This is a genomic window from Limnobacter sp. (genome assembly GCF_046297615.1).
GTDB lineage: Bacteria > Pseudomonadota > Gammaproteobacteria > Burkholderiales > Burkholderiaceae_B > Limnobacter.
Genome location: NZ_JBKBHM010000002.1, coordinates 577,195 through 590,810 on the forward strand (window position 1 = coordinate 577,195; position 13,616 = coordinate 590,810).

At 53.0% G+C, this 13,616-nt stretch carries 12 protein-coding genes and 1 tRNA gene; 4 read left to right on the forward strand and 9 right to left on the reverse strand.

What is annotated here, in order from left to right; all coding sequences use genetic code 11:
• The first annotated feature begins 303 nt into the window (after positions 1 to 303).
• Complete coding sequence (locus tag ACK4FF_RS06690) at positions 304 to 531, forward strand: SRPBCC domain-containing protein (protein ID WP_409706268.1); 228 nt, start codon at positions 304 to 306, stop codon at positions 529 to 531.
• Here the strand turns inward: ACK4FF_RS06690 and ACK4FF_RS06695 are convergent.
• From ACK4FF_RS06695 to ACK4FF_RS06710, 4 genes are all read right to left on the reverse strand, one after another.
• Complete coding sequence (locus ACK4FF_RS06695) at positions 505 to 978, reverse strand: Dam family site-specific DNA-(adenine-N6)-methyltransferase (protein WP_409706271.1); 474 nt, start codon at positions 976 to 978, stop codon at positions 505 to 507. The genes ACK4FF_RS06690 and ACK4FF_RS06695 overlap by 27 nt on opposite strands.
• Before the next feature lie 310 nt (positions 979 to 1,288).
• On the reverse strand, positions 1,289 to 2,146 hold the full coding sequence (locus tag ACK4FF_RS06700; protein ID WP_409706274.1) for a GIY-YIG nuclease family protein: 858 nt from the start codon (positions 2,144 to 2,146) through the stop codon (positions 1,289 to 1,291).
• Positions 2,147 to 2,815: 669 nt separating this feature from the next.
• Positions 2,816 to 3,439 carry a hypothetical protein gene (locus tag ACK4FF_RS06705; RefSeq protein ID WP_409706277.1) on the reverse strand — a complete coding sequence of 208 codons (624 nt, stop codon included), beginning with the start codon at positions 3,437 to 3,439 and terminating at the stop codon, positions 2,816 to 2,818.
• A 14-nt stretch (positions 3,440 to 3,453) separates the two neighbouring features.
• The gene (locus tag ACK4FF_RS06710) at positions 3,454 to 4,065 is read right to left on the reverse strand and encodes a DNA-binding protein (protein ID WP_409706280.1); all 612 of its coding nucleotides are present in this window, start codon (positions 4,063 to 4,065) and stop codon (positions 3,454 to 3,456) included.
• A 342-nt stretch (positions 4,066 to 4,407) separates the two neighbouring features.
• On the opposite strand from ACK4FF_RS06710, the gene ACK4FF_RS06715 reads away from it, so the two are divergent.
• Positions 4,408 to 5,274 carry an ArdC-like ssDNA-binding domain-containing protein gene (locus tag ACK4FF_RS06715; protein WP_409706283.1) on the forward strand — a complete coding sequence of 289 codons (867 nt, stop codon included), beginning with the start codon at positions 4,408 to 4,410 and terminating at the stop codon, positions 5,272 to 5,274.
• 80 nt (positions 5,275 to 5,354) lie between these two features.
• On the opposite strand, the gene ACK4FF_RS06720 is transcribed toward ACK4FF_RS06715, so the two are convergent.
• The 3 genes from ACK4FF_RS06720 to ACK4FF_RS06730 all read right to left on the reverse strand — a co-directional run bounded on the left by ACK4FF_RS06720 (position 5,355) and on the right by ACK4FF_RS06730 (position 7,945).
• On the reverse strand, positions 5,355 to 6,389 hold the full coding sequence (locus ACK4FF_RS06720; protein WP_409706286.1) for a tyrosine-type recombinase/integrase: 1,035 nt from the start codon (positions 6,387 to 6,389) through the stop codon (positions 5,355 to 5,357).
• A 159-nt stretch (positions 6,390 to 6,548) separates the two neighbouring features.
• Positions 6,549 to 6,624, reverse strand: a tRNA-Asn gene (locus tag ACK4FF_RS06725).
• Between the two features lie 133 nt (positions 6,625 to 6,757).
• Entirely contained in the window at positions 6,758 to 7,945 is a 1,188-nt protein-coding gene (locus tag ACK4FF_RS06730; protein ID WP_409706289.1) for a pyridoxal phosphate-dependent aminotransferase, read from the reverse strand.
• Positions 7,946 to 8,200: 255 nt separating this feature from the next.
• On the opposite strand from ACK4FF_RS06730, the gene uvrB reads away from it, so the two are divergent.
• Together uvrB and ACK4FF_RS06740 are read left to right on the forward strand one after the other, a co-directional pair.
• Positions 8,201 to 10,261: an excinuclease ABC subunit UvrB gene (uvrB, locus tag ACK4FF_RS06735; protein WP_409706292.1), complete on the forward strand. Its 2,061-nt coding sequence runs from the start codon at positions 8,201 to 8,203 to the stop codon at positions 10,259 to 10,261.
• A gap of 75 nt (positions 10,262 to 10,336) precedes the next feature.
• On the forward strand, positions 10,337 to 10,828 hold the full coding sequence (locus tag ACK4FF_RS06740) for a low molecular weight protein-tyrosine-phosphatase (RefSeq protein WP_409706295.1): 492 nt from the start codon (positions 10,337 to 10,339) through the stop codon (positions 10,826 to 10,828).
• A gap of 57 nt (positions 10,829 to 10,885) precedes the next feature.
• Here the strand turns inward: ACK4FF_RS06740 and lysS are convergent, their stop codons facing one another.
• Positions 10,886 to 12,421 (reverse strand): lysine--tRNA ligase, encoded by a 1,536-nt coding sequence (gene lysS / locus ACK4FF_RS06745; RefSeq protein WP_409706298.1) that lies wholly within the window; start codon positions 12,419 to 12,421, stop codon positions 10,886 to 10,888.
• A gap of 44 nt (positions 12,422 to 12,465) precedes the next feature.
• Positions 12,466 to 13,570, reverse strand: a protein-coding gene (gene prfB / locus ACK4FF_RS06750; RefSeq protein WP_409706301.1) for a peptide chain release factor 2 whose coding sequence is annotated in 2 segments (ribosomal slippage) — positions 12,466 to 13,488 and positions 13,490 to 13,570 — 1,104 coding nt in all. Because the reading frame shifts where the segments join, the coding sequence is not laid out codon by codon here.
• Between the last annotated feature and the right edge of the window lie 46 nt (positions 13,571 to 13,616).

Here is a 13,616-nt window from a genome sequence, read left to right on the forward strand (position 1 = left end):
GTCTTCCAACGAATAATCGGGAGGGCAAACTGCGGCTCCTTCCGGCATGTTTGTTTCGACTATGCAATCAATAAGTTACTTTGATCTACAGATCGATCATGAAAGGATGGTAGATCGTCGGTATGACATAGGCATGACAGCGGGACGCGGAATGCAACACAGAAGGATGGTCGCAGCGCCTGGTAAGCGCCGCCCGTGTCGCTTTCTGCCTACGTCACAATAGGCCTTTGCACGGTAATATCTGCAGTTCACCCCGCAAATGGCAGTGAACAACCCGCTGCCACCAAACTGGAGAGAGCCGCTATGCAACTCACCGTCGAGACGAACGTACGAGCCCCGATTGAACGGGTGTGGGAGGCGTACACCACACCCGACGAGATAATTCGCTGGAATGCGGCCTCAAATGACTGGCACACCACCAGGGCCATTGTGGAGGAGTGCATGCTGTGCCATCAGTGGCGGTCGCTCAGAGGACGGCGCCGAGTATGTGACAGAGGCCATCCTTTACTTGGAGGACTCCAATCCGCATGACAATCGAGCCGTTCGAGTGACTATTGAAGGACAGAGAGTAGGGTAGAGGCCGTTGAAACAGGTTTTATTCAGATAAATGGTACGCGCCGCCGCATGTAGCGGGTCCAAGTTAGTTGGGTCCAACGCCCTCATCTCATAGAAAGCTTCTTTTGAGTTCTGAAAACCCTTCAAAAAATGCATGACCCCTTCTGGATTTTCGGCGATACATCGGTAAAGGTTAATCAATTCAGGATTGCTATCAGCGATAAGGCTGTGTTCTGGCGCCAGTCCAAAAAACACAGCGCCTCCCCCAAAGAATGGCTCAATGTACTTGTTGTAGGTCTTAGGAAATTTGGGCAGGATTTTATCTAGCAGCTGCCCTTTCCCGCCCGCCCACTTCAACAAAGGTCTCGCTAATATAGGAGCGGGCTCCCTATCTAACTTATTTACTGTCTGCTTTGAGGGCATATGCAACCGTGTCTCTCTTGTAGTTTTCTATTTAATGTTACTGATAACAAAATCCATAAAACCATATTAATGGCAATTCTGAATTTGATTTTTTAAAGCCAACCGACTTTTTCCCCTGGTCTTCACGAATCCTGTGAGCGTAGTGGCAAACAAATCACTGCCAACATCATTCCTTCATAAGCCTTGAAAAGTAACCCATTGCCCAAACATCCGAACTTGGAGCTTTCACTTAGGGAATGCAGAAGATTTTGTAACGCAGATGTACACATCATTTTAATACTTTATATTTCGTATATACGGTATTTATTGTCTATTCCGTTCGTTCAATATCACTCAAGGTTCGACCACTAGAGGTTTTCCAGTCAATCCATCCGTTTGAAGCAGCGGCAAGCAATGCACAAGAAGCAGCACTCGGTGTCTTGAACAAGTGGTCCTTTAGCATGACGGTCCTTTCCCCTTCAACACTCATCACCCCTGCATCAATTAAACGGTCACGAGCTCGAACAATGTCATCCCGAATCTTTCCGCCTGGGTGCAGACGGCCCTCAGACCCTTTCAAAACCACCATCCCTTCATTTGTGTAGTACCCCTCCCCTTTCGTACCCGCTCGCGTACAAAAGAGCTTTTCAGCATCGCTTCGCTTTTCATCCGCAATCAGCGGTTCGAAAATGGGATATCCCAACGTGGTCAGCAACAACGCAGCGGTTTCGTGGATGTCTTCACAATCCGCCTGTAAAGGCTTGGGGGTGTGCGGTAACGAACCAGAGTTCCCGTTTATCAGTTTATATCGTTCATACCGTTTAGCCTTTTCAATACTGACGGACTCAAGATACAGGACATGGGTCTGAGTAAGGTTTTGAGTCAATGAGACCACCACCAGGGCGCGGTCCCATTCTTTATTGGAATCCTTATTGTGCTGACCAAGACGGTGACCTACATTGCCCGACTGGCCGATGTACAGTTCTGAGAGGTCTTCACCGCCCACCAAAAAGTACAGTCCCACTTGGGAAGATTCAGGCATAGACAAAAACTCAGAAACCTGATTTCTGGGAACCTCAAATACCCTCACAATAGAAGTAGTTAGCTCAGCTTGGCGAATCCCAGAAGGGTCACCAGAGGGCAGGTAAATTTGAATGGTTCTGGGTCGGCGGATCAATACTCCACTCATAATCTCTAATGGGAAAATAAACTTGGATGCCCTTGATTATGCCCGACAATAAAAGTAACTATGTCGAATTTTGTCGATGGCTCATTTCGGGCTCGGATGGTCATCGAAAATAATCCTCGAGCGGCGTCGCCGAAAAGCGAGATGACTTTTATTGCGCGTCGCGCAGATGTGGCTTGAAAGCCCCACCCAGCCTGGACGGCAGGGCAAGTCTGCACTTCAGCCTAGGGGCTGTTCGCTCATCAAACATTGGCCCGTGTGCGCCTTGCGGCGCATCACCCCCCGTTCCGTGGGCTTCGCAGCATGCGAGGACCCGTGAACGGGATCTGCATTTGCTCGTCCTTGCTTGCGCGGCGGATTCGACAAGACGACCAGTCGGCCAGGCTCGCTTTGCTTGCCCGACCGCGGTCTTTGTCTCACCCAGCAACGGGGGGTGATGCGCCGCAAGGCGCACACGGGCGGGGCAAGCCCCCCAAAACCAAACGGGTCTGGGGACCCTTTTTTGCGTGGGCGCAAAAATTGTTTTTGGCTCCCCCCTGCCCTTCGCTGGGTCCACTGGGGTGGACGATGCTCAGGGGACTGCGCAAGACTTTTCAGCTTGGGGTGCGTTGCACCCGTGGCTGAAAATTGCTTGTCCCGCCCGTGGCGGCTGAGCTGCTGGCCGAGGGTGGCTTATGCAATGGGGAATTGGCGACACATGGTGGTGTACATTTCTTCGTAGTCTTCCCAGCGGTGAACCGTGGCAAGACTCATGCAGCGATTTTCCAGTACTGCGAGTTGAATTTCTCCGCCTATGTAAAGGCGTTCACCGCTGGATTTGGAGTCCTCGATATTTCGCTGCCTTTGCATGGTGTCGATAAAATCAGGGAGGGTCTCAATCTGCACATCCTGAATCGGGGGCTTGATGCCCATTGCGTAAGGCAGTCGTTCTGAGGTGAATTCATTTGCTGACCGATACGCATAGCCAAGGTACTGGTTTTCCTGTTGGCTGAAACCGAAGTGGTACACCGTGGATGTAAAGGAAACTTGGTCTTCGTATTGGGACCAAATTCCTTGTAGCTGCTCCGTTGTGAATTCATCAAGATGATGAATGTCTTTTGCTACGAATCGCATCAGCCTGGTGTGCCAATCTGTTGCCAGATTAGATAAACCAGTTACACACATGATCCCACCCAAATGCATCAAGGGGAAAAACTTTGATGTGTATCCGATGGGGGTGCCTTCGGTGTCAGTTACGAGGGTATCCATCGCGATGGTTACTTGCGATGGTGCAAGGCTAAAAATCAGCGCGGTCATTGTGCTGGCTCTTTTTATGCTTTTTTGGGCTGGTTTTTCCCACGGAGCTCTGCTGCCTCAATTAACGCGGCTTGGAGCTTCGCTAGTGTTTCTTTGTGTTCGGCTTTGAGTTCACCAAAACCTTCCAGCTTCAGTTCTGCCTTGGCCAGGTCTGTTGTCAGCCTGTCGATTGCGGTTTGTAGGGTCAATTTGTCAGCTTCGAGTTTTTTGATGCCGTTCTCTTTTTCTTCAAGTACGGCCGAGAGCTTGGCTTTTTCTTCGTTGACTGTTGACAGTTGAGTCTCTAGGTCGAGTACTCGCTCCTCCAACTGTTCGCCTGCGCTCGCGAGTTCGTCGGCGTTGTGCTGAACTTCTGCCAGTTCTGCTTTCAGCGTGGCAACTGCTCTGGTCTCTACCTCATCAATTTCTTTAACGATGGCCTTGAAAATCGACTCGGGTAGTTTGCGCTCCTCTGCCTTGGGCTGAGGCTGGGATTCTTGCCAGGCGCGAAAATGTTTGTGGATGGTACTTTTCGAGCCCCTGCCCAACTTGGCGAGGATGGTGTCATTGGTCACTTTCTGACCGTCTGCTAGCAGGGCGGCGATGGCGGCTTCAACGTCTTTGTATTGAATTCGAGAATTATTCATAATATTACAGTACAGTACGAATAAAAATTACATTACAGTATTTCTCCGGCTGGTGCAAGCCTATTGTGAAAAACATATAGGTAAACCGCTTTATTCATTTCCAGTGAGGTGGCTACATCAGTTTTCCTTTCGTACATTTGCCCCTCTAAGCCGCCCCTTTTCCCCGATTCAGCGTTCCGCCCTCCTCTCCCTCAAGGTTGCCCTTTGGCCTGTGCTCACTCGGTTCTCGCCTTGCGAGACTGCGACTTGCGCTCAGGACCTTGATGTTTCCTCTGGCCTCACTTTTGTTCATCGGTGAGGCGGCTCCGAAGAGCAAATTTTGTACGACAAAGTGAGGAAAACATGATGAACGCAAGCACCACTACAACTCAAAAAGCCAAAACCCAAGCGGGTTTTCCCCCCGCACCCTCCGAGGCACACCAAAAAGCAAATTTCAAGAAAGACACAGTGGATTTTCAAGCCTTGTTAACTCAGGCACTTACCCAGCCAGGCCAACTGAGCACGGCTTACAAGGCGTTTCACAACTTTTCAATCCTGAACCAGGCGCTTGCGTTCAAGCAGTGCTTGGAGCGTGGTTTACAGGTTTCCCCACTGGCGAGCTTTAATTCATGGAAAGAAAAAGGACGGATGGTTCAAAAAGGCCAGAAGGCAATCAGTCTTTTTATGCCCTTGACCAAAAAAATTGAAGCGGAAACCGAGCAAGGCAAAACCGAGGAAAAGAGCCGTACTTTCTTTGCTTTGAAGCCCCATTGGTTCGTGTTGAGCCAGACCGAAGGTAATGAGGCGGAATTCCCCGCCCTGCCCGCTTGGAACTTGAGCTGCGCCCTTGAGTTTTTGGATGTGGAAAAAGTTGATTTTGAAATGATGAACGGCAATTGCCAAGGCTACGCCACGGCTCGAAAAATCGCGGTGAACCCAGTGGCGGCTTTCCCCTTAAAAACAGCCATCCATGAAATGGCCCACGTTCTTTTGGGTCACACCACAGAGGCTGATTGCGCCGACAGTGAGCTAACCCCCCGAAACATCGCGGAGGTGGAAGCCGAGGCCGTTGCATACATTGTGACTTCTATTCTAGGGACACCTGGCCAGGAATCTTCCAGGGCCTATATCCAAGGTTGGCTTGGTTCTGAGCCCATCACCGACCAGTCCATTCGCAAGATTTTCGCTTGTGCCGACAAAATTATGAAGGCGGGTCAGCAATCCAATTAAAACTTCACCGTCCCGACCTGCTCTAGGATGCCTGGTCGGAGACGGCTTAATTTGAGACCATCAGGAAAAGTTCATGCCAACTATCCCAACTTTAATAAAAGGTCTGATGGTTGCAAATGAGTGTACCTTTTCAACATCTGCATACTTCGGTGACCCGTGATACTCGCCACCTCAAGTGGATGCAAACCTTTTTCGAAAAGCCTAGACGTTGCCTCATGCCTAAGATCATGCCACCTGAGATCAGCAATACCCAACCGCTTCAAAGCCTCCTTCCAAACACAAATGACCGCATTGGCAGTGGTGGGCAAGACTTCATGCCAACCATCGTTTTCATCAATTTCCCGACGCTTCAATAGAAGGCCCTCCATAACCTGAGAAGCCTTAATCGACAGTGGCAGGATTGGCGGTACGCCCTTATTTTTTATGTTCAGCACAGAATTGGGGAAAGTAACTAACCTTTTATCAAGATCCACCCATTCCCACTGCAAACTAAACAAAGTACCTTGGCGAAGGCCCGTCTCAATCGCCAAATCAAACGCAGGGACAACAAAAGGGTTTCTTGATACTGATAATTCATCTTTGATGCGGTCATACTCACCAGGCATCAAACGCCTATCTCGGGCCGAACTACCCGAGGGCTTTCTTATGCTGTTTAGGGGGTTTATTAGTGCCTCCATACCCCATTCCTTTCTTGCCATTTCATAGAGATGAGAAATCAACTGCAACTCAAGGCGAATGGTGTTTTCGGCCCTACCGTCCATCCGCCTCTGATCCCGATATTTTGCGAAATCCACACCTCTCAAACTGGCAAGCATCCTGTGAGCTAAATCATGCTCCATCCATCTCCTGACGCGTCGTTCCTCTTGATATGGATGCCTCTTCTCTGGAACAATTTCATCAAGGTACTTTTGCAGGGCATCCCTAAAGGTCATTTTTTCAGCCAGTGAATTATCTATATATGCGCCTGATTGAATCTCCAGCTCGACCTTGCTCGCCCACTGCTGGGCCTGCTTTCTTGTATCAAAAGTCCGGTAAATGGGCTTGTGACCTTTACGTCGAACTTCTACCCTCCAAAAATCACCTCGTTGACTGATATAAGCCATAAATGCAATCACCTTTAAAGTCGAAATCGAAATCGCTTCGTTCGATGGTTACATTCCGGCAGATTTCCGGCAAAGGCCAGTTTTTGAACTTCTAGACTTTCAAGTTCAGGAGAACCAAAAAGCAAAAAAGCCCAGGAACTAGAGTGTTCCTGGGCTTTGCGCTTCTGTATTTGGCTCCCCGACCTGGACTCGAACCAGGGACCTGCGGATTAACAGTCCGTCGCTCTACCGACTGAGCTATCGGGGAAAGAGCCGAGATTATATCAGCGAAAAAATTTTCCGCAAGTGCAAACACCGGGTTTCACACCCAATCGGGCACTTTTTTGCAAAAAAGTTTCAGGCACCGATACAACCCCGTTCAAACCCTTGCGCAACAGGCCTTAGCCCAGAGCTTTGGTGATGCGGTCACAGGCTTTTTCCAGGTTTTCCATCGATGTGGCAATGGAAATGCGGAAGTAACCTTCAGCACCAAATGCAGAACCGGGCACCACAGCCACACCAGCATCCAACAGGTACGCAGTCAGTTCAATGTCGTTGGCGGCTTTGATTTTGCCTTCAGCAGCCAGTTTGGTGATGGCCTTGCGCGCATCCACAAACGCGTAGAAAGCGCCTTCAGCTTTCAACGAGCTGATGGTGGGGCAAGCATTCAGCGCGTTGTACACAAACTCATTGCGCTCGCGGAAAGCCTTCACCATGGGCTTGAGGCATTCCTGGTCGCCGGTCAACGCCACTTCGGCTGCCACTTGGGAAATGGAGGTGGGGTTGGACGTGGACTGGCTTTGCAGGTTGGTCATGGTGTCGATCAGCTTGGCTGGGCCAGCGGCAAAACCAATACGCCAGCCAGTCATGCTGTAGGCCTTGGACACGCCGTTCAGCACGATGGTGCGGTCTTTCAGTTCAGGGCACGCATTCAGAATATTCACAAATTTGGAATCATTCAGGTTGATGTGCTCGTACATGTCATCAGTGGCCACCAAAATTTTGGGGTGCTTGAGCAGCACTTCGCCCAGCGCCTTCAGCTCTTCCAGCGTGTACACAGCGCCGGTCGGGTTGCTGGGGCTGTTGATCATGAACATCTTGGTGGCGGGGGTAATGGCCGCTTCCAATTGGGCTGGGGTGATTTTGAAGCCCTGCTCAATACCAGCGAACACAATCACTGGCGTGCCGCCCGCGATTTCAATAATGTCCGCATAGCTCACCCAAAAGGGTGCTGGAATAATGACCTCATCGCCCTCATCAATGGTGGCCAGGGCCAGGTTAAAAATACATTGCTTGCCACCCACGCCCACAACCACTTCATTGGGCTTGTAGTCCAAGCCGTTGTCACGCTTCAGTTTGGTGATCACCGCGTTCTTCAGACCAGGTGTACCGCCCACGTTGGTGTACTTGGTGAAACCAGCGTCGATGGCCTTCTTGGCAGCGTCCTTGATGTGCTGTGGCGTGTCGAAGTCGGGTTCACCCACACCCAAGCCAATGATGTCTTTGCCTTCGGCCTTCAGTTGTGCGGCCTTGGCTGTTACAGCCAGTGTGGGAGAGGGTTTGATCGTAAGTGCGCGTTTTGAAAGCATGATTTGTGTCTATGACAAGTGGAAATTGGAAAAGTCAAGTCTGGAAATAAATTCTATTTCAGACCATAATGCGCGATTGGCCTATCACAAATTGGTGACGTTCGGCCCGTAGCGTTTCGGTTTTGTTCAAGCTGCAACACCGCAACCGCGCAAAAGCCTGATTTTAAAGGAAGCGCAACGGCCTGCCTACCCCAATTAACAACGCACCGAGCAGGCATTTGCTGACATGTGGCAAGCCAACAACCAAACAAGAGCATGACCCAAGGTTTCGTCCAGTTCCCCGACAGCCCCTTCCAGCTGTACCAACCCTACCCCCCCGCTGGGGACCAGCCTGCTGCCATTGGCAAGCTGGTTGAGGGTGTGCAGGACGGGGAATTCTTTCAGACCCTGCTGGGTGTGACCGGGTCCGGCAAAACCTACACCATGGCCAATGTGATTGCCCGCACTGGCCGCCCTGCCCTCATTCTGGCCCCCAACAAGACGCTGGCGGCCCAGTTGTACGCAGAAATGCGGGAGTTTTTCCCCAAGAACGCGGTGGAATACTTCGTCAGCTACTACGATTACTACCAGCCAGAGGCCTACGTGCCCAGCCGGGACCTGTTCATTGAAAAGGACAGCTCCATCAACGAGCACATTGAGCAAATGCGCTTGTCGGCCACCAAGAGCCTGCTGGAGCGGCGCGACACCATTATCGTGGGCACCGTGAGCTGCATCTACGGCATTGGCGACCCCAGCGACTACCACGCCATGATTCTCCAGTTGCGGCACGGAGACAAATTCAGCCAGAGGGACATCCTCAAGCGCCTGATTGCCATGCAGTACAAGCGCAACGACCTGGACTTCACTCGGGGTACCTTTCGGGTGAGGGGCGACACGATTGACGTGTACCCTGCCGAACATTCCGAGTTGGCCGTACGCATCGACCTGTTCGACGATGAAATCGACGGCATTCAACTGTTCGACCCCCTGACCGGGAAAATCCGGCAAAAAATACCGCGCTTCACGATTTACCCAAGCAGCCATTACGTCACGCCCAGAACCACGGTGTTGCGGGCCATTGAAACCATCAAGGAAGAGTTGCGCCAGCAAGTGGACTTTTTCGTGAAGGAAGGCAAGCTGGTAGAGGCCCAACGGCTGGAGCAGCGCACCCGTTTCGACCTGGAAATGCTGCAGGAACTCGGGTTTTGCAAGGGGATCGAAAACTATTCCCGACACATGAGCGGCGCAGCCCCCGGGGACCCACCCCCTACCCTCATCGATTACCTGCCCAAGGATGCCCTGCTGGTGATTGATGAAAGCCACGTGACCATCGGCCAGTTGGGCGCGATGTACCGGGGCGACCGGTCCCGCAAGGAAACGCTGGTCAGCTTCGGGTTCCGCTTGCCCTCAGCCATGGACAACCGACCGCTGAAGTTCGAGGAGTTCGAGGCCAAGATGCGTCAAACCATCTTTGTGTCGGCCACCCCCTCCACCTATGAAAAAGAACATGCCGGGCAGGTGGTGGAGCAATTGGTGCGCCCCACGGGCCTGATCGACCCAATCATCGAAGTTCGACCCGCAACATCCCAAGTAGATGATTTGTTAAGCGAAATTCATGAACGGACCAAGGCTGGCGACCGGGTTCTGGTCACCACCCTGACCAAACGCATGGCCGAAGACCTGACGGATTACCTCAGCGACAACGGGGTGAAGGTGCGTTATCTGCACTCGGACATCGACACCGTGGAGCGGGTTGAGATCATCCGTGACCTGCGATTGGGCGAGTTTGATGTGCTGGTAGGCATTAACTTGCTTCGGGAAGGCCTTGATATTCCTGAGGTTTCCTTGGTGGCCATTCTGGATGCCGACAAGGAAGGGTTCCTGCGCAGCGAACGCAGCCTGATTCAGACCATTGGCCGCGCTGCGCGCAATTTGAACGGAAAAGCCATCCTGTACGCCGACAAAGTGACCGATTCCATGAATTTGGCGATTTCGGAAACCCAAAGGCGGCGTGACAAGCAGATTCAGTTCAACCTGGACAACGGCATCACGCCCCGGGGCGTTAACAAACAAGTCAAGGAACTCATTGACGGGGTTTTCGATCCAAACGCTTCCAAGGCCAGAAAAGCCGACAAAGCACTGGAGCAAGCCCCCGTCAGCGAAAAGAACTTGTCCAAGGAAATCAAACGCTTGGAAAAACTCATGCTGGAACACGCCAAAAACCTGGAGTTCGAGAAAGCCGCCCAGGTTCGCGATCAGCTGGGTTTGTTGAAAGAACAGATGTTTGGCAGCCGGGGCGACAGCAACGTCACCGCCCTGGATGCAAAACGCGCATAGCTTTATTTTCAGACCAAATCTTGAAATAATGATGCGCGGCCCAATTTAAGTTAGGCTCAGTGATAGGAAACCACTATGAAAAGCAAAGTCTTGTTTGTGTGTATGGGAAACATTTGCCGTTCGCCCACCGCAGAAGGCGTGTTTCGCAAAATGGTGAAAGACGCAGGCTTGGACCATGAAATTACTGTGGATTCTGCCGGTACACATGCCTACCACCTGGGCAACAGCCCGGACCCCCGCGCCGTGGCAGCCGCCGCCAAACGGGGTTATGACCTCACAAGCCTGGTGTCCAGGCAGGTGACGGCCGACGATTTCCGGGACAGCGATGTGATTTTGGCCATGGATTGGGACAACATGAGCCTGCTGCAGCAGCAGGCCCCCCGCCAGTACGCGCACAAAATCCAGTTGATGATGCGGTATGCCACCGAGCATGACGAAGCCACTGTGCCAGACCCGTACTACGGTGGCCCGGACGGCTTTGACACAGTGCTGAACTACATCGAAGACAGTTGTACAGGATTGCTGGAAGTGCTGCGCAAGCGGGTGTTCCAGTTCGCAGCGGCGTAAAACCGGCCCAGGCCCCACAAAAAAGCCCGGTCTTCAAACCGGGCTTTTTTTCTGGCTTCAGTCTTCCCGGCGCAGGTGCGGGAACAGGATGACGTCCCGAATATTGGGGCTGTCGGTGATCAGCATCATCAAGCGGTCAATGCCGATGCCACAGCCGCCAGTTGGGGGCATGCCGTATTCCAGTGCGCGGATGTAATCGGCGTCAAAGAACATGGCCTCGTCATCACCCGCCTCTTTGGCTTCCACTTGTTTGCGGAAACGGTCGGCTTGGTCTTCGGGGTCGTTCAACTCGGAAAAACCGTTGGCAATTTCCCGCCCGGTGATAAACAGCTCAAAACGCTCGGTAATGCTGGCGTTGCTGTCCGAGGCGCGGGCCAGTGGAGACACTTCAACCGGGTAATCCACAATGAACGTCGGTTCCCACAACAGGCTTTCCGAAGTTTCTTCGAACAGGGCCAACTGCAGGGCACCCACACCCGCATTTTTCAAGGCGGGCTCTTTGTCGGTGTTCACACCCTTTTTCAACAGGGCAGCCTTCAGCGCCGCAACATCGTTGAGTGCTTCAGTGGTGTACTCGGGGAAGTATTTCTGAATGGCTTGAACAATGGTCAAGCGGGCAAACGGCTTGGACAGGTCCAGCTCGCGGCCTTGGTAAGTCAGCGTGGCAGAACCTCGGGCCTGTGTGGCGGCGTGCTGAATCACCTTCTCGGTGAAGTCCATCAGGTCACGGTAGTCCCAATACGCCGCATAGAATTCCATCATCGTGAATTCGGGGTTGTGGCGTGGGCTGACACCTTCATTGCGGAAGTTGCGGTTAATCTCGAACACCCGCTCGAACCCGCCCACAATCAAACGCTTGAGGTACAGCTCAGGGGCGATGCGCAGGAACATTTCCATGTCCAGCGCATTGTGATGCGTCACAAAAGGCTTGGCTGACGCACCACCGGGGATGGGGTGCAACATGGGGGTTTCCACTTCCAGAAAGCCACTGTCCGCCATGAAACTGCGAATGGACGACATCGCCTTGGAACGGGCCACAAAGGTGCTTCGGGTTTCCTCAGTCACGATCAGGTCCACATACCGCTGACGGTACTTCATTTCCTGATCGGCCAAGCCGTGGAACTTGTCAGGCAAAGGGCGCAGGCTTTTAGCCAGCAGGTGGATTTCAGTGCAATGCACACTGAGTTCACCCTTCATGGTTTTGAACAGTTTGCCTTTGGCAGCAATGATGTCGCCCAAGTCCCAGTGTTTGAATGCACCATGGGCCTCTTCGCCAACGCCGTCGTTGTTGATGTAGAACTGAATGCGCCCACTGCCATCCTGCACGGTGGCAAAACTGGCCTTACCCATCACGCGCTTTAGCATCATGCGGCCCGACACACTGACTTCAATGCCCTGGGGGTCGAGCACTTCTTTGCTCAACTCGCCGTACTGGGCGTGCAGGTCAGCGGCTTTGTGGGTGGGCTTGAAGCCGTTGGGGAAGGCTACGCCCTGCTCGCGCAGGCGGGCCAGCTTGCCACGGCGCTCGGCGATGATCTGGTTTTCATCCAATGGCTGCTCGTCGGCGCCAACTTGCTGTGTCTTGTCGTTCATGTCAGGCCTCTATTGCCGGGTCTTTGGTGCGTTGGGGTGGAGGGTCAAATGCCCTGCTTCAGGCTGGCTTCGATGAAGACATCCAGGTCGCCGTCCAATACACGCTGGGTGTTGGCCACTTCCACGTTGGTGCGCAAGTCTTTGATGCGGCTGTTGTCCAGCACGTAGCTGCGGATCTGGTGACCCCAACCCACATCGGTCTTGGTGTCTTCCAGCGCCTGCTGCTCAGCCATGCGCTTGCGCAGCTCCAATTCATACAGGCGGGCGCGCAACATGCCCCAGGCCTCATCGCGGTTGCGGTGTTGGGAACGGTCGTTCTGACACTGCACCACAATGCCGGTGGGGATGTGGGTCAAACGCACGGCTGAGTCGGTTTTGTTGATGTGCTGACCGCCCGCACCACTGGCACGGAAGGTGTCGGTGCGCACATCGGCCGGGTTAATCTCGATCTCGAAGGAGTCATCCACCTCGGGATACACAAACAGTGAGGCAAACGAGGTGTGGCGGCCGCCGGATGAATCGAACGGCGATTTGCGCACCAAGCGGTGAACGCCTGTTTCTGTGCGCAGGTAACCAAAGGCGTACTCGCCCTCCACCTTCAAGGTGGTGGATTTGATGCCAGCCACTTCACCGTCGGACTGTTCCATGATTTCAACTTTGAAGCCCTTGCGTTCGCAGTACTTGATGTACTGGCGCTGCAGAATGGACGCCCAGTCCTGCGCTTCGGTGCCGCCAGCACCTGCGGTGATGTCCACAAAGCAGTTGGCAGGGTCGGCGGGGTTGCTGAACATCCGGCGGAACTCCAGGTCAGCAATCACCTTCTCGTATTCGGCCACATCGGCTTCAATCGCGGTGAGGGTGTCGAAATCACCCTCGGACTGGGCCATCTCGGCCAGTTCCTGCGCGTCTTTCAAGTTGCCCTGAACGGAATTCATGGTGGTGACCACGGCATCCAGCGATTTTTTCTCTTTGCCCAGTTCCTGGGCGTGCTTGGGGTCGTTCCAGACGTCTGGCGACTCAAGCTCGGCATCCACTACCGCAAGGCGCTCGGCTTTGCGATCGACGTCAAAGATACCTCCGCAACTGGCCTGCACGGTCGGCAAGGTCAGTCAGGGCGTTGATCAGGGCATTTAAGCGTTCGGCTTCCATGGTTTTTCTGCGAAATGTGCGTAACCCTCTATTTTACTCCGAAAGC

Bases quoted from the DNA above. Each gene is read 5' to 3' on its own strand.
- ACK4FF_RS06730 (WP_409706289.1), bottom strand. From the start codon at position 7,945: ATGCTTTCAAAACGCGCACTTACGATCAAACCCTCTCCCACACTGGCT.
- ACK4FF_RS06705 (WP_409706277.1), bottom strand. From the start codon at position 3,439: ATGACCGCGCTGATTTTTAGCCTTGCACCATCGCAAGTAACCATCGCG.
- uvrB (WP_409706292.1), top strand. From the start codon at position 8,201: ATGACCCAAGGTTTCGTCCAGTTCCCCGACAGCCCCTTCCAGCTGTAC.
- lysS (WP_409706298.1), bottom strand. From the start codon at position 12,421: ATGAACGACAAGACACAGCAAGTTGGCGCCGACGAGCAGCCATTGGAT.
- ACK4FF_RS06710 (WP_409706280.1), bottom strand. From the start codon at position 4,065: ATGAATAATTCTCGAATTCAATACAAAGACGTTGAAGCCGCCATCGCC.
- ACK4FF_RS06695 (WP_409706271.1), bottom strand. From the start codon at position 978: ATGCCCTCAAAGCAGACAGTAAATAAGTTAGATAGGGAGCCCGCTCCT.
- ACK4FF_RS06700 (WP_409706274.1), bottom strand. From the start codon at position 2,146: ATGAGTGGAGTATTGATCCGCCGACCCAGAACCATTCAAATTTACCTG.
- ACK4FF_RS06690 (WP_409706268.1), top strand. From the start codon at position 304: ATGCAACTCACCGTCGAGACGAACGTACGAGCCCCGATTGAACGGGTG.
- ACK4FF_RS06715 (WP_409706283.1), top strand. From the start codon at position 4,408: ATGATGAACGCAAGCACCACTACAACTCAAAAAGCCAAAACCCAAGCG.
- ACK4FF_RS06740 (WP_409706295.1), top strand. From the start codon at position 10,337: ATGAAAAGCAAAGTCTTGTTTGTGTGTATGGGAAACATTTGCCGTTCG.